Source organism: Roseobacter sp. N2S (genome assembly GCF_031454055.1).
GTDB lineage: Bacteria > Pseudomonadota > Alphaproteobacteria > Rhodobacterales > Rhodobacteraceae > Amylibacter.
Genome location: NZ_JAVDQB010000007.1, coordinates 78,690 through 93,444, shown reverse-complemented (window position 1 = coordinate 93,444; position 14,755 = coordinate 78,690). Strand labels below are relative to the sequence as shown.

At 55.5% G+C, this 14,755-nt stretch carries 18 protein-coding genes; 3 read left to right on the top strand and 15 right to left on the bottom strand.

Translation table 11 applies throughout. The features are described 5' to 3' along the window. The first annotated feature begins 42 nt into the window (after nucleotides 1-42). Nucleotides 43-957, top strand: a complete 915-nt coding sequence (locus GGE09_RS16175) for a DMT family transporter (protein ID WP_309747202.1) — start codon at nucleotides 43-45, stop codon at nucleotides 955-957. Here GGE09_RS16175 and GGE09_RS16170 read toward each other — a convergent pair. Both GGE09_RS16170 and GGE09_RS16165 read right to left on the bottom strand, forming a co-directional pair. Continuing rightward, nucleotides 954-1,670 (bottom strand): VCBS repeat-containing protein, encoded by a 717-nt coding sequence (locus GGE09_RS16170; RefSeq protein ID WP_309747201.1) that lies wholly within the window; start codon nucleotides 1,668-1,670, stop codon nucleotides 954-956. The two genes, GGE09_RS16175 and GGE09_RS16170, sit on opposite strands and share 4 nt — an antisense overlap. Nucleotides 1,671-1,716: 46 nt before the next feature. Beyond that, complete coding sequence (locus tag GGE09_RS16165) at nucleotides 1,717-2,040, bottom strand: 2Fe-2S iron-sulfur cluster-binding protein (protein WP_309747200.1); 324 nt, start codon at nucleotides 2,038-2,040, stop codon at nucleotides 1,717-1,719. A 133-nt stretch (nucleotides 2,041-2,173) separates the two neighbouring features. On the opposite strand from GGE09_RS16165, the gene GGE09_RS16160 reads away from it, so the two are divergent. Together GGE09_RS16160 and GGE09_RS16155 are read left to right on the top strand one after the other, a co-directional pair. Beyond that, entirely contained in the window at nucleotides 2,174-2,533 is a 360-nt protein-coding gene (locus GGE09_RS16160; RefSeq protein WP_309747199.1) for an OB-fold nucleic acid binding domain-containing protein, read from the top strand. A gap of 81 nt (nucleotides 2,534-2,614) precedes the next feature. Beyond that, the gene (locus GGE09_RS16155; RefSeq protein WP_309747198.1) at nucleotides 2,615-3,166 is read left to right on the top strand and encodes a peptidoglycan-binding domain-containing protein; all 552 of its coding nucleotides are present in this window, start codon (nucleotides 2,615-2,617) and stop codon (nucleotides 3,164-3,166) included. Between the two features lie 2 nt (nucleotides 3,167-3,168). Here GGE09_RS16155 and cysE read toward each other — a convergent pair whose 3' ends face one another. The 13 genes from cysE to GGE09_RS16090 all read right to left on the bottom strand — a co-directional run bounded on the left by cysE (nucleotide 3,169) and on the right by GGE09_RS16090 (nucleotide 14,718). Then, on the bottom strand, nucleotides 3,169-3,975 hold the full coding sequence (gene cysE, locus GGE09_RS16150) for a serine O-acetyltransferase (protein ID WP_309747197.1): 807 nt from the start codon (nucleotides 3,973-3,975) through the stop codon (nucleotides 3,169-3,171). Nucleotides 3,976-4,463: 488 nt separating this feature from the next. Further along, the gene (locus GGE09_RS16145; RefSeq protein ID WP_309747196.1) at nucleotides 4,464-8,387 is read right to left on the bottom strand and encodes a glycoside hydrolase TIM-barrel-like domain-containing protein; all 3,924 of its coding nucleotides are present in this window, start codon (nucleotides 8,385-8,387) and stop codon (nucleotides 4,464-4,466) included. Next, nucleotides 8,387-8,839 carry a peptidase gene (locus tag GGE09_RS16140; RefSeq protein ID WP_309747195.1) on the bottom strand — a complete coding sequence of 151 codons (453 nt, stop codon included), beginning with the start codon at nucleotides 8,837-8,839 and terminating at the stop codon, nucleotides 8,387-8,389. Before GGE09_RS16140 ends, GGE09_RS16145 begins: the two co-directional genes overlap by 1 nt. Then, nucleotides 8,840-9,727 carry a DUF2163 domain-containing protein gene (locus GGE09_RS16135; protein WP_309747194.1) on the bottom strand — a complete coding sequence of 296 codons (888 nt, stop codon included), beginning with the start codon at nucleotides 9,725-9,727 and terminating at the stop codon, nucleotides 8,840-8,842. Continuing rightward, complete coding sequence (locus GGE09_RS16130) at nucleotides 9,727-10,359, bottom strand: DUF2460 domain-containing protein (RefSeq protein WP_309747193.1); 633 nt, start codon at nucleotides 10,357-10,359, stop codon at nucleotides 9,727-9,729. Before GGE09_RS16130 ends, GGE09_RS16135 begins: the two co-directional genes overlap by 1 nt. Nucleotides 10,360-10,370: 11 nt before the next feature. After that, nucleotides 10,371-11,033, bottom strand: a complete 663-nt coding sequence (locus tag GGE09_RS16125) for a phage tail tape measure protein (protein ID WP_309747192.1) — start codon at nucleotides 11,031-11,033, stop codon at nucleotides 10,371-10,373. Nucleotides 11,034-11,054: 21 nt separating this feature from the next. Further along, complete coding sequence (locus GGE09_RS16120; RefSeq protein ID WP_309747191.1) at nucleotides 11,055-11,234, bottom strand: rcc01693 family protein; 180 nt, start codon at nucleotides 11,232-11,234, stop codon at nucleotides 11,055-11,057. After that, on the bottom strand, nucleotides 11,227-11,553 hold the full coding sequence (locus GGE09_RS16115; protein WP_309747190.1) for a gene transfer agent family protein: 327 nt from the start codon (nucleotides 11,551-11,553) through the stop codon (nucleotides 11,227-11,229). Before GGE09_RS16115 ends, GGE09_RS16120 begins: the two co-directional genes overlap by 8 nt. Then, nucleotides 11,553-11,966, bottom strand: coding sequence for a phage major tail protein, TP901-1 family (locus GGE09_RS16110; protein WP_309747189.1), 414 nt, complete (start codon nucleotides 11,964-11,966; stop codon nucleotides 11,553-11,555). Before GGE09_RS16110 ends, GGE09_RS16115 begins: the two co-directional genes overlap by 1 nt. A gap of 58 nt (nucleotides 11,967-12,024) precedes the next feature. Next, nucleotides 12,025-12,435 carry a DUF3168 domain-containing protein gene (locus GGE09_RS16105; RefSeq protein ID WP_309747188.1) on the bottom strand — a complete coding sequence of 137 codons (411 nt, stop codon included), beginning with the start codon at nucleotides 12,433-12,435 and terminating at the stop codon, nucleotides 12,025-12,027. Continuing rightward, complete coding sequence (locus GGE09_RS16100; protein WP_309747187.1) at nucleotides 12,432-12,773, bottom strand: head-tail adaptor protein; 342 nt, start codon at nucleotides 12,771-12,773, stop codon at nucleotides 12,432-12,434. The genes GGE09_RS16105 and GGE09_RS16100 overlap by 4 nt, the downstream gene beginning before the upstream one ends. Continuing rightward, nucleotides 12,774-13,361 carry a hypothetical protein gene (locus GGE09_RS16095; RefSeq protein ID WP_309747186.1) on the bottom strand — a complete coding sequence of 196 codons (588 nt, stop codon included), beginning with the start codon at nucleotides 13,359-13,361 and terminating at the stop codon, nucleotides 12,774-12,776. It abuts the gene before it with no gap. A 157-nt stretch (nucleotides 13,362-13,518) separates the two neighbouring features. Continuing rightward, nucleotides 13,519-14,718 (bottom strand): phage major capsid protein, encoded by a 1,200-nt coding sequence (locus GGE09_RS16090; protein WP_309747185.1) that lies wholly within the window; start codon nucleotides 14,716-14,718, stop codon nucleotides 13,519-13,521. Between the last annotated feature and the right edge of the window lie 37 nt (nucleotides 14,719-14,755).

Genomic DNA, 14,755 nt, shown 5'->3' with positions numbered 1-14,755 from the left:
AATAACAGGTTAAGGGGGTATCACTTTTGCGAGGATACCCCCATGACACAGCCCCAATCCCCCGGTTTGAAGAACTGGATTTTATTGCTTTTGCTGGCGATGATTTGGGGCGCTTCTTTTATGGGCTCAAAATTTGCCTTGCAGGGGTTTGGGCCGTTTACGGTGGCAGCGATCCGGATTTCTTTGGGGGCGGTTGCACTGACCGCTATGGCCTATGGGCTGGGGCGGCGTTTGCCTGGGTGGAGTGGTCCGAATGACAAGCGCATCTGGCTGCATTGCTTGGGCATGGCGCTGTTTTCAAACGCTATTCCTTTCACATTGCTTAGCTGGGGGCAACTGTGGGTCACCTCTGGGTTCGCGGGTATCACGATGGCTGTTGTGCCGTTGCTGGTTCTGCCATTGGCCTTTTTGCTGGTGCCGGGTGAACTTCTAAGCCCGCGCAAGGTTATCGGGTTTTGCATCGGATTTGCCGGAACGGTTGTGCTGATCGGGCTGGACGCATTTGATCCGCGCGGCACTGACCTTGAAGGGTTGGCGCGGCTGGCCTGCGTTGCAGCGGCTGGATGTTATGCCATAGGCTCGATCATCACGCGGTTGTCGCCGCCCGTGTCAAATATGGGGTTTGCGGCGGGGGCGTTATTGTTGGCCAGCCTTGTTATGATCCCAACTGCACTTTGGGTCGAAGGGGTGCCCGTAGATGTTGCGCCAACGGCGATTTGGGCGGTGATTTATCTGGGGGTATTCCCCACAGCGCTGGCGACGATCATGCTGGTGAGCGTGATCAATTCCGCCGGACCTAGCTTTCTGTCTATGGTGAATTATCAGGTGCCTGTCTGGGCTGTGGTTTTTGGTGTGGTTCTGTTGGGGGAAAACCTGCCCGGCCAGTTCCTTGGGGCGCTGGTACTGATTTTGCTAGGGCTGGCTGTCAGTCAAGTTCGGTTTCGGCGCAGCGTTTAGCAGGCAGGTGGCTGGGTCACTGATCTGGGGTCGCTGTAGGGGCCAAGATTTACCCATGTCAGCGCGCCGTTTTCAAAATACACTGATAGGATATGTTCGCGGTTTCCGTCGGTGAGCACCATTTCGGGGCGCCCGCTGCAATGGCGGATGGCGCTGGTGATGGTTTCTTCGCCAATCCTGTGGTTTGTGACCCCTTTCATCGCGGCAATCTCTATCAATGCGGCTTTGCGAAAGGTCCAGACCCGCAAGGTTTTAGCCAAATGGGGGCGATCCACATAGGCCACGTCCATATCCCCGTCCCCGTTGAAATCGGCAATCCCAATCGGGGCCAGCCAACGATAGCGCGTGCCAATATAAGGAGTTGCTGCAATTTTCCCGTGGCGACTGTAAATCGCCAGTTGCGCGCCTTTTTCGGGGTGGGATTGCACCACAACCGCCTCTGGCACGCCGTCACCGTCAAAATCTGCGAGCCTTGGGGCGACGTCTTCAAACACCTCATCGGTTAGGCCGATTAGAAATGTGTCGCTTTTTCGCGGTCCTGTTAACAGCAGCCCGCTCCATTCCAGATCATCCCCCAGAACGCCGTGGCGGTAGCGGTCGGTTGGGCCGATAAATCTGGCGTCATACGCTCCAAAACACCGGTTTTGGCCGTTAGCGCAGAATTTCTCTGCCTCTGGACTTTGGTCTTGACCTAAAACAGGAAGGCCGCCCAAAAGGACGGCCGTCGCTATTGTGAAAGATCGCAGCAACAAACCTTTATCAAATCTGTTTTTCTGGCATCTGGACAACCAAACCATCCAGCTCATCCGTTACCTTCAACTGGCAGGTCAAACGCGAGCGATCGGCGTCAGGCTCCCATGCAAAATCGAGCATGTCTTCTTCCATCGCATCTTTGGCTGGCAGCTTATCCGTCCAAGCCGCATCCACATAGACGTGGCAGGTGGAACAGGCACAGGCCCCGCCGCAATCCGCTTCGATTCCGGGAATATTATTGTCGCGCGCACCTTCCATCACGGTCAGGCCATTGGCCACGTCAACTTCGTGCTTTGTTCCGTTGTGTTCAACATATGTGATCTTGGCCATGCTATCGGTCCCTTGGCTGGTCAGAGTCTGTTGCCGTCTTTTGTAACAGTGAGAGATTTGAGGGCCAGTGCTTTTTGTCAGAATTCGATAAGGTTTCTTGATATTTGGGCGATTTCGTTCTACATTTGTTCCCATGCCCAAACACACACCATGGCCCAGACCGCCCCACGCCCTGCCCCACAACCGCCTGACAGAGCCGCCGCAGGGTGCGCGCATCACGGTGGCGGGGCTGGTTTTGGTGCGTCAAAGGCCAGGTACAGCCAAAGGCGTAATTTTCCTAACCCTCGAAGATGAAACGGGAATTTCCAATATTATCGTCTGGCAGAACGTCTATCAACAGTATCGCCGCGCGGTGATTTCGGGGCGGTTATTGCGGGTGACGGGCAAGGTTCAGCGGGACGACACAGTGGTACATGTGATCGCACAACAGGTCGAGGATATTTCCTACATGCTGGATCAGCTGGTTGTACCGCAAGACAACACCGCAACATAATCCGCCCAAAACACCGCTCGAAACAGAAACCACTTGTTTTATAAGGGCCAAGGTCTAGCTTCTAGCAAAACGAGACCAAAAATGGCATCAAACAGGCACATATTCTCCCTCGCCGTTATGGCGCTTTTAACCTGTGCGCCCGTTGCACAGGGCGGACAGATTTTATCAAAACTCACCCATCCGGACGACCCGAGACTGCCCGCAGATGCCGAGCTAACCGATTGTTTCGCTCATGAATTCACGCCAGCCGTGATTGAAACGATCACCGAGAAAACACCCCTGAAACCCGCACGTCTGGCCGTAGATCTGGAAACAGGAAAAACCACGGTAATCCGCGAAGCCACGTTTAAAACCGTGACCATGCAGCGCATTGTGACACCCCGCCAGGAACAGTGGTTCCCGGCCGTGTGTCCGCATAAATATACAGAGGATTTTGTGCAAAGCCTGCAGCGGGCCCTAAAGGCGCGCGGCTTTTATTCCGGGGCTTTGACCGGCTGGATGGACGAGCAAACCAATATTGCCGTCAAGCTGTACCAGCGCAAACTGGATGTAGACTCCCCCATTGTGGCACTATCCACAGCGGAGGAGTTCGGATTGATTTCCCACAGTGATTTCAACAAGTTAAAAGACTAAACTCACTGGTAACTTAGCAATTGATCCATGGATTGCGATGGCTGGGAACACCCCGCCTCGCCCACAATCTTGGCTGGAACCCCTGCAACTGTTTTACATGGTGGGATTTCCTGCAAGACCACTGAACCCGCAGCAATACGGCTGCAATAGCCGATACGGATATTGCCAAGAACCTTGGCACCCGCCCCGATCAACACACCGTTTTCAATCTTGGGATGACGGTCGCCATCAGCCTTACCTGTCCCGCCCAAAGTCACGGAATGCAGCATGGACACATTGTCCCCCACAACCGCTGTTTCGCCAATGACGATAGAATGGGCGTGGTCAATCATGATCCCACGGCCCACAACCGCCCCTGGGTGAATATCAACGCCAAAAACCTCGGAAGACCGCATTTGGAAAAACTGCGCCATGCCCTTGCGCCCGTTGATCCACAGCCAATGGGCCACTCGGTAGACCTGAACCGCTTGAAATCCTTTGAAAAACAGGATCGGCTGGATCAGGCGGTGGCAGGCCGGGTCCCGTTCAAAAACCGCTGTTAGATCGGCCCGTGCCGCCTCTCCCAATGACGGATCGCTGGCATAGGCTTCGTCAATCAGCTCGCGCAGGATTTGCGTCGGCATCTCTTCGGAGGAGATTTTGAACGCCATACGATAGCTTAAAACTTTCTCAAGCGAACTGTGGTGCAGCACGCCCGAATGGACCAGCCCCCCCAGAATCGGCTCTTCTTCCACCATCTGTGCTGCATCGGTGCGAATACGCGACCAGACCGGATCCAATTCCGCAATTTTGTTGGCTTTTAGTGTCATCACGTGACCTCATGAATAGATTGGTTGGTCAAGGTTTACGCGATTGACGCGCAGAATACAATTTTGGAGTTTTGATGAACGCGATCACAAATACTGAACTCAGCAGCCTTCCCCGCGTAGAAAAATCCTATTACTTGATGCAACATGACGGGATCTGCCGAGCGGATCACTGCTGTGGCGTATTCGAGCGAAAAGCCAAGATTGCCTCCAACGCCTTGATCATACAATCAGCATAGTCTGGATCATCAATCCGCCTTTCCGCATCCTGTTGATGCCCGCTACAACAGGACATCAGCGTGCCATTCCCAAAAAACGGATGTATTCGGCCAAATTCCGCGCGAAAGACATCTGCTTGATTTGACAGCACGATCTGCAAATCAGCAAATCTACGACGATCCGCTGGCGCAAGCGGCAACAAGCACCGCGCCAGCGCAACCACATCTTGATGTAAGACTGCCCGCATCAACTTCCCCCGTTACTGCACTGATTTACAATGTAAAATCTATGCGTGCGATGGCACCGATTCCGAATTTATCGGAAACCTGCGCGACCTCTAGGGAAAGAGCACCAGCCGCCCCATCTTCGGACTGATCTGCAACGGAATAAGCCCACTGCGGTGTTGAAACAAACACACTGCGCAGTTCCGTTGTACCATCCAAAACACGAACCCGATATTGCTCGACAGTTTCAGCCAGCGGCACTTCCAGCCCTTGCCAACTGTCTCCATCAAGACGCGTACGCCTGATCCAATCGACATTCAAAACCCCGCCCCCCCCAAGTTGCGCATTTACATGCACAGGGGAAAGCGGGCGAAAGGCAATTAAATCAAAGGATTGCGTTGCTGTCTTATAAGATGGATCGCTCACGGGCTTGGCCGACGGACCGCTGCGGTAATACCGTTTCAACCCGCGATCCCCGTCTGAAAAGGCAATCTGCGTTGGAACAGTCTCCAGAAACACAACCTCTGACCCAATTGGCCATACAGATGGTATATCCGCATCACTGCCCAACTGTCCGCGCAACAGCCCGCGCAATTCATAACTGCCATCCCCTTGCAGGTTCGCCGTGCGGAACTGGAACACTTCCCAGCCCGCACTAGCACCATCGCCAATGGCAATGGCATTCGCGCCGTTCAAAACATCTATCGCAGACCGGCTTTCAAGGGCCCCGCCAGAAATTTTAACGGTCAAACTGTTCACTTCATCCCACAGCCCAATCGCTGCTTCAGGCAACGGGCTTAAGGATTTACCAAATTTTGAGGGCGTTTCGATCACCTTGTTCAACACATAGCCCTCATCGCTGGCCGAGTGATAGACCGCCACCCCACCCGGCCAAGGCTGCGCCGTCGCCACCACATAAGGCGCGCCCGAGGTTTGATCCGACTTCAGAACCGGCAAATCCAGAAAGCGTACCGCAACAGCCCGCGCGGGATTGACCGCACGACTTGTCCCAATGATCGAACTAACATCTTTTTGTTTGTAAACCGCCTGCTCAACCCGAACAGCCTCGATCGCCCGCGCGCCCTGCTCCTCGATCCGCTCCACACGATAGGTCGCCCCCGTTGCGCCATCCTCCAGCTTGATCACATCGCCAGGAACGATCTGCTGCAAACTTGGCGGCAGAGCCAGCTTCAGTTCATCCTGTGCCACCCGTGCTGAAACCAGCCAACGGCTTGCCAGATTTGCCCCCGCACCGGGGCGCAATGCAATCGGCAATTCCACATGTGACGTGGCCTTGCTGGTATCATCCGCCAAAATAAACTCTGACGTTCCGGTCTGATAATCCCGTGTTTCATCCCAATAAGACACCCGCACGCGACCAACCGTTTCCGCCTCGGGCGCGCGGGTTTTACCGACTACCGGATCAGCCCCCAGCACAACCAAATCAGCAGGAAGTGCAGTATATTCAATACGTTCACTGCGGTTCTTAAAGGTCAATTTTCCATCAACCTCAACACAGGAAAAATCATATGCCAACATCAACGGCTGCAAACTCTGCCGCCCCGTTTCAACCGATTTCATCGCAAATCCGATGGTAGAACCATAAAGCTGCGACACATCAATATCGCGCAATCCAGCAATTTCACAGACTTCAGATACAATCGCTGCCAAGGATTGCTCGGCAAATCGCCCCGTGATCCAATGCCCACGCCCGTGGTTGTCGCCGTCGCTCCACACATCCAAACGGTTCGGGAAATCCGGCCAAGGCCGCGCGTCCCACGCCCAGACATGACTGTTCGCAATATCCACCATCGGGGCGAAATACACATCCGACTGCGGATTATTCGCCCCGCCCATCCAATGGCCATAGATCGCACGCAAATATTGCGCCTGCATCAGCGTATCAACCGACCCGTTCGAATAATACGGCAACGCAGATTCAGACGATTTCGGATCGAAAAACACATTCGGCTGGTTCGCCCCTTTGTCCACCGCAGGACAACCCAATTCGGTAAAGCGGATCGGCTTTGACTTTCGTTGCCACTGGGTTGGCACGCTTTGGCGCAGCCCCCCCACGCGGTTGTAATGTTCCTTACTCCACCAGCTGACCAAATCCTTGTAGCGAAACACCCAAGGCTCCCCGTATGCCCCGTCTGTAATCGGCAAACGTGCCTGTGCATCGCGTCCCAATTGGTCCGCATAGTACCAATCAAACCCCTCGCCCCCTGCAACATTTTTGCGCAGATAGTCCACGGAATAGATCGACCCCTCGCCTTCGTCCAAATGCCCCAGCTCATCGCGCCAATCCGAAAGCGGCATGTAATTGTCGATCCCGATATAGTCGATCTCGGCCTGCGCCCATAAAGGATCAAGATGAAAGAACACATCCCCGGACCCGTCTTGCGGATGAAAACCAAAATACTCCGACCAGTCCGCTGCATAGCCGATTTTTGTCTCTGTCCCCAGAACTGCGCGCACATCAGCCGCCAGTTGCTGAAACGCCAGAACCGCAGGGAAACTGGCCACACCATCGCGAATTTGCGTCAGACCGCGCATTTCCGATCCGATGTTGAATGCCTCAACCCCGCCCGCAGCAACGCACAAATGGGCGTAATGCAATATGAATCTGCGATAGCTCCACTCCGCTGGCCCCGAATAGACCACAGCCCCGTCAACAACTTCAAAGTGCCCCACTTCAGCACTGCCAAAAAAGGCCGCAACCTCATCAGCCGCCGCACTGGTTTGATCCGTGCTTCCTGCCAAACCAGCCACTTTGGCGGTTGTGATCCGCCCGCGCCACGGCATTATCGGCTGGTCAAAATTAGACGAATACGGATCAGGCAACCCATTCCCATCCTGCACGTCCATCAGAATAAAAGGATAAAAAACAACGTCCTGCCCCCCACTCTTAATCTCGGCAATTGCCTCAACCACAGACGCATCTGCCGGTGTGCCGCCAAACACTGGCCGTCCCTCCAACGTACTGACCAGTTGCGCAGCCCCGCGCGAAACACCTGACACGACCCAAGGCATCGGATCGCCATCCACCTCAACCTGCTCGACCTTTGGCGACAAGGTACATTCACCGCAGCGCAGATCATCCCCGAACCAACTGACAACAAGGGACACAGATCCGATGTTCGGCACCTCACTGCGCAAATCCTCCAGCGCATGAACCAAATCGGTCTCTCCACGGGGGGAGTTCACATTCGCCACTCGCCCGTCGGCAAAATCACCGGGGTATTCGACAACAGTTGTGGCAAGGGAATATTCCCCCGTTCCCGGAATCAGACAAACCCCAGTGATGTCTTTTGACGGATCATCCACCGTGTAATGCTCGGGTTGCGCCTTGCGAAACACTTCAAAATTGAACTGCGGAATCCGGTTGCCAAAGGGCGCCAGATCAAGGTTCTCAAACACAATATAGGCCGTGCCCCGATAACTTGGCGCATTTTCCAGCCCTTCGATCGCCGCAATGGTCGGATCAGGGGACTGCACGTCATCGCCGGGGTAAAACGCAATCGACAGCCCGTCGCGGCTGATTTCCTGACCATCCGCCCAGATACGCCCGATTTTATCAACCACGCCCTCGCCCACCGCAAAAGCTACATTCACTGTGTAGGAATAGGTGTTGGTGGTCACACTTGGCCCACCAGCCCCTTTGCCTCCCCCCGAAGACGCAGAGCTGACGTGTTCCTGAAACCGGCTCGACCAGATCAAATGCCCCGCAATCCGTGTACGCCCCATCACCCGAGGCACGGGCGTCCCCTCAGACACACCCTGCAAGCGAAACGTCTCAAGCCGCCCCGTTTCAACCACACGGCTGCCACTGCCCATGATCTTTTGATCGATCATCCCGCCGAGGCTTGCCCCAACCGCCTTCCCAATAGCCGCACCGGTTAATCCCAGTACAGTGCCCCCGAATGTGCCGCCAATGGCAGCCCCTACCGTTGATAACAGTATTGTCGCCATCAGCCCCTCCTGTCGGGAAATTCAAATTGCGCCACAATGCGGCGTGCCCAAGCATCCGTCAGCGCGGTTTCCACCACACCAGCGCCGCTATAGGCGTGAATAATTGTCTTAAAGCCTTGGGAACCATCCCCCAAAATCGCCAGATGTTTGGCCACTGCGCGGCTGCGCATGCGAAACAAAACCACATCCCCAGCAGCATCGGGCGTTATAGGAACAAGGCATAAATGCCGCCCCGCCGCACGCCACAAACGTTCCTGCCCCGAAGGTTCGGACCAATCCGCCGTATAGCTTGGAACCGCCTCGGGTTCCTGCCCCAAAACCTCACGCCAAACGCCGCGCAACAGACCCAAGCAATCGGCGCCCTGCCCCCGAACGCTACTTTGATGGCGATAGGGCGTACCAATCCAGCCCCGCGCCGCGCGCAGGATCTCTACTCGTAAATCCAATGTCATCTATTCGCGGCTCGCGCCGTCCATAGCGCTGCCCGTGATCGGATAGGCAAGGCTCCAGTCTTCACCCGGCATATGGGGAAACCCGCGGAAATTCAGAAAGTTGGCAAACTTCGCCTTGCAGGTTTCCGCATGTTTGTCACAGCCCGCATGCAGCCGCAGTGTATCGCCGTTTTCAATGGGAAATTTGGTTTCTTCCCACAGCTCTATCACCCGCACCAAACCGCGCTTGTAATCCACTTTCACCAGCCCCTCGCCCCCCGCATTCGCCCCCGTCAACCAACGGACCTTGCCGTGCAAAAACCAGTCCTGCGCAAAATCACCCAGATGCTTCAGCTCAATCACCCGCCGCCCTTTTGAGGTATCCACAACATCTTCAGCCACAAACCCGTCTGCAAACAGGTCCACGCCACATTTGTTATCCCCCAAAACCCGATCACACTGGCGCAAATAGGCGCGCCCAATCGGTTTGTTCAAAGCCTCGCTCAAACCACGCAGCTCGGCTTCAAACCCGCCGCCACCACGACGGATTTCCCCCAAAGTACCGCGAAACTGCAAAATCACTTGGCTTGTATCGCGCCAGTTCACCAGCCAGTGCCACACCTCGGCCCCGTCAAACTTGCCCGTTTCCACATCCAGATCAGTGATCCCCGCAGAACTGAGCGCCCCAACCGCCTGTGAATTATCAACGGCCAAACCAGTGGTGCTTTCAACTGCCGTTGCATCCATGCTCGACGCCGCCTCGCAGACAACACCGTCCACCACCAAAGCCTTGTCATGGTCGGTAAATCCCAAAGTCTGACCATCGCCGCGCCGCACAATCCAGGCGCGGCACAGCGTTGTTGCTCCGCTGTCCAGATGTTCGCGTAAATTTGCATCAATTTCCCGCATCAGACACGCACCTCCACCACTGGAATGTTCGGAACCGACCCCGCCGCAAAACTGGCCATGCTCATTTCCAACCGATCCGTGTCAAACCGAACCGGCACATCAAACGCAAACCCCGCCGTCACCAAAGCATCCTCTGGCGGCGCTTCATAAAGCGTCAACAGGCCGGTTGCATAATCCACATCAAAATGTTCCCCCTCAAACACCTCAGCCCCCGCCACCCCGACAGATACCGTGCCCTCATTCGGCTTGGTGATCATACGGCAATACCGCGTGGCCCCAGAACGATAGGTCTTACACAGGGGCACAACACGGGTCACACTGTCCCCCACCGCAATTTCTTGATCCTCAAACGCAGGTTCACGGGATGGCAGACAGCTTTTAAAATCCGTCCAGTCCTTCCAACGAAACCCGTACAACCGCCCGCTGCGCGCTTCAAAGAACGCAATCACAGCCTCCAGATCATCGGTAGATCGCATCGCAACCCCCGCATCATAGCGCCGCCGCGCATGCTCCCAAGGGCTGTTGCGCTCTTCAAAACCGCTGTTCAACGTCACAATTTCGGTGCGCCGCTCAGGCCCGCCAGTGGACCCAAAGGACAGCCCCGCAGGAAATCTAACTTCATGAAAGTTCATCACTATTTCCCTTATTGATTTCTGCTGCCACGGGAAATCGCCCGACTGATCCCCGCCGCCACCTGCGTCTGAGACCGCCTGAAACTATCCGCATCCGGCGTGGTAATGTTCATGGTCACCGTCACACCAGCACCCCCCGCACCCTCAACCCCAAGCCGCCCGTCCGCACCTCGCTTAAGCGGCATAATTGCCTCTGGCCCGGCCTCGCCCATCAGCCCGGTGCCCCCGCGCATGGGAAACAAGGTCGGACCACCCACAACACCACCATTGGCAAAGGCCCTAACCCGCCCACCACTAAACGCATTGCCATTTGCGCTTGGTAAAATACTCCCAAGGATCGAATTAACGCCCCCCGTCAGGAACCCACCCAGCGCATCCGTCACAGGCGACACCGCCTGATTGAAAGAGTTTCGGATCATCCGCTGCGCCAATGACCCCAGCACGTCCGAAAACTTGGCCCCCTCAAGGATCACATCCCCAAAAGCCCCGCGCAGCCCTTTGCTCAACGACGTAGACAACCCCCGCGCTTCTTTTTCAGCCAAGGAAATACTCGTCTGCATCCCGTTTAATTCCTGCTGAAACACCGCTGTCATTTGCGCTGTCGCAGAAATATTGCTCTCCAAAGACCCAAGCTGGTTCTCCAACGCGTCCAAGTCAGCCCCGTAATCGGTCATAACCACTCCTCATTTCTCATCTTAAATGTCAGGAAATTGCGCACAAAGCGCATCAAGTCGCGCGCGGGTCAGGGTCGGCGTCACACCAGGTGAAATCCCCGCCATCAGCATTAATTCCACAGGCGTTAGCGCCCAAAACTGATCCGGCGTCAGACGCAGTTGGTGCAATCCCAACCGCATCAACCCCGCCCAATCAATCATCGCCGGACTCTGGTAAGGTAAAGGTCAAACGCAACAATTGCGCCGCACAGCGCGCCGCAACCATTGGACCACCTGCAATTTCAGCCTTGCTCAAATCAGCCTCGGACCCAGCCCAGCCTGCTGCGCTTAGGCCAGCCCACAATAAGGCGATCAGATCATCGGCCTTGAATTGCCCCGTTTCAAACCGCTCGATCAAGGGCAGAAGCCCCTCCGCCCCCAACCGAACTTCCAACTGCGCCAGCGCCCCAAGGCTCAACCGCATTGCGCAGTCCACCCCATCGACGGTCAGGCACACTTCACCCCGATAAGGATTCGCCATCAGATCGCCGAAAACGCCAAAGACCCAGCCGAAGAGAACGACATCTCATAGGTGGCCTCCCCATCATAGTTCCCTGCATATTCCAGCGATGTGATCTGAAACGCCCCTTCAACGATGCCAAAATCAGGAATAACCACCTGAAAATTCGGGATATGCCCGTCAAAGAAAATCTGCCGCGCCCGTTCGTCCGTACTGTCATCGCGAAACACACCTGACCCGCTGATACTGGCAGTTTTCACACCGCCCCCCGACAGTAATTCGCGCCAGCCACCCGCGCTATCCAGTGCCGTAACATCCACCGTTTCCGTGTTAAACGAAATCCGCGAAGCCCGAAGACCCGCAAGGGTTTCAAACGTCCCCCCATCATCCATATCCACCTTGATCAGCAGGTCTTTCCCGTTCTGAGCCGCCATGTTCTTCTCCAAAATGTAAGTAATAAATATTCTCGCCAAACCGCGCCAACCGGCTGGCTTAGCTATCCTCGACAAACGCAAGAAACTTCAGACTGATCTGCCGAATTCCGGGACTGTCTTCGCGCAAAGCACGGGCCGATTTGAATGCCAACGACACTAGATTACCCCGCGTCAGCGTCAAATCCGCATCAATCAAAGCATCACAAATCGCCGCCGAGACTTGCTTCGCCGTGGCAAACCCAGCCGCATCAGACACCACTTTGATGTCCAACTCATGGGTCGCTCCGCCACTGGTTTTACTTGATTTATCCTTCGCAATTTCATCGCCCAAAACCACGTAGTTGTTCGGAATACTGCCACTTGGCGGCGCATCAAAAACATTGCTACCAACCAAAGCGCCCAAAGCGGCGTCATTTGACAAAACCCCAAAAATTGCCTGCTGCAACGCATAAGAAACCGCATAAGTCATGTCAGCACCTCTTCCCGCGTCCAACACAAAAGATACTTGCCTGAAGCATCGTTTTCAGAAACGGAATCAATGGTATAGGCCTTGCTTCCATTGCGAAACCGCTGCCCCGCCGAAGGCCGTCTGGGATCCCCTTCAACCGCACCGCGCACCAAAATTCGATGCCGTTCCAGCGCAGTTCCCCCCGCAGAAACCTCAGTCGCCCGAACGCTGCGGGTCTGGATTTCACCCCATAATTGACCCAGTTGCACCCAAGTTTCCGAAAACCCGCCCGCACCGTCAGACACCCTCTGGCGTTCCTCCAGCAACAACCGCCAATTCAATAAGACAGGACGCGCCATTCACACGCCCCCCAACAGCCGCACTTTGCGAAACCGCTCCAGCAACGACAAAATTGCTGCGGGCAAAGACGCCCCTTCACGGCTCGCACGGTTCTCATAAAAATCCGCCGCCAACAGCAACACAGCCCGCGCCAGATCGTCCGGAATATCAGCCCAATCCGGCCCGTACCCCGCCGTAAACGTAACCTCTGCCGTCCCGTTCTGCGGGATCACCGACAAGGCCGACCCAACAGCAACCAAAGCAGGGTTCTGGCTGTCTTTTTCCAGAAAGTAACGCTCAACAGGCATAACCGTCTCACCGCCAGATTGGTCTACCAACCGCAATTCACCCACCGACTGAACGGGACGCACCGGCAAAACTTGCCGGTCATAATGCCGCCAGGACGTCAGCCCCCAGCGAAATGTCTTTTCCAACAAAACAAGCCCGGTACGCCCCTCAACCGCTGAAATCGCAGCGCGCAGATAGGCATCCAGCAAGTCATCCTGTTCCATATCAGACGAAAAACCGGTCCCAAGGCGCAAATGCTGTTTCAAAAGCCCCAGCGGCAACGAAACGCTTGGGATTGTCGTCAATTCTGTCAAAATCATAGGGATACGTCTCCAAATACGGATAAATTTCGATGCCCCCGAACCAGTCGGACGGAGGAGAGCAGAACAGGCTCGGGGAACATCAGGGGCAAAGCCCCGCCAGCAACGTGACACCGTTGCTCACACCCCCCAAAAGGGATGATCCAAGATCACAGCCTTAAGAGGCCGCGAATTTCAGCAGTTTGATTGCAGAAAAATCGCTAACATCGCCGCCAACCCGCTTCGTGGCATAGAACAGAACATGGGGCTTGGCGCTGAACGGATCACGCAGGATACGCAGGTCAGGACGTTCGGCCACAGTATAGCCCGCCTTGAAATCGCCAAAAGCAATGGCATTCGCATCACTTGCAATGTCCGGCATGTCCTCGGCAACCAGTACCGCATACCCCATCAAACGCGCAGGCTCCCCCGCCGCCAAACCGTCAGACCACAGGAAACGACCATCCGCATCTTTCATCTTGCGAACCGCACCCGCTGTTTTGGAATTCATCACAAAGGTCGCATTCGCGCGGTAACGGGCACCCAGTGAATAGACCAGATCCACGATGGCATCGGCAGGATCAGTCGCCGCGAAATCACCATCCGCACCGGTGGCCACATAGCCCAGATTGCCCCAGCTCCAGCTGTTGTTAACCACCGACGTATAGGTCAGAAAACCCGTCGGCTTATCAATCCCGTCACCAGACACAAAGGCCACACCTTCAGCGCGCGAAAACTTATCCGCAATCCGCGTGGCCAGCCAGCCTTCTACATCAAACGCACTGTCATCCAGCAACCGCTGTGACGCTTTGGGCAGGGCCGACAGTTCGTGCAGCGGAATAGAAATCCGCTCCAGTTGCGGTGTGCCCGTTTCTGACGCCGACCCGGTTTCCGTGGCCCAACCCGCGCCCAGTTCCGTATGATCCACCAGCACATCATAGGCCGTGGATTCCACCGCCACGACACTGGCAATAGACCGAATAGAAGCCGTCGCATGCAGCACGCCAGCAATCTGGCTCGCCGTTTGGGGATCAACCAAATAACCGCCATCCGCAGACACAGCCGTAGACAGCGCCTTTTCTTCAACTTCCAACGCGCGCATCCCGTCATCATCACCACAGCGAAGATAGGCACCAAAGGCCTTTTTATGAGGCACTTCAATTTCCGCCACGGCAGAAAGTGCGGGGCGACGGGTTCCAATGTTTTTACGTTCCAGCATGTTCAATCTCTTGTCCTGTTCCTGAAGTCGGGTTTTCAAATCGGTGTTAACTTTTGTGACGTCATGCAAAAATTCATCCATGGCGGTTTTCACCTCCAGCGATGTCGCGTCTCCGGGCACGCTCTCACCTGCCCGGGATTTGGTTTTTAATGTGCTCATGGCCCAATCCTGTACTGTTTTGAAATTTCCGTGCAGG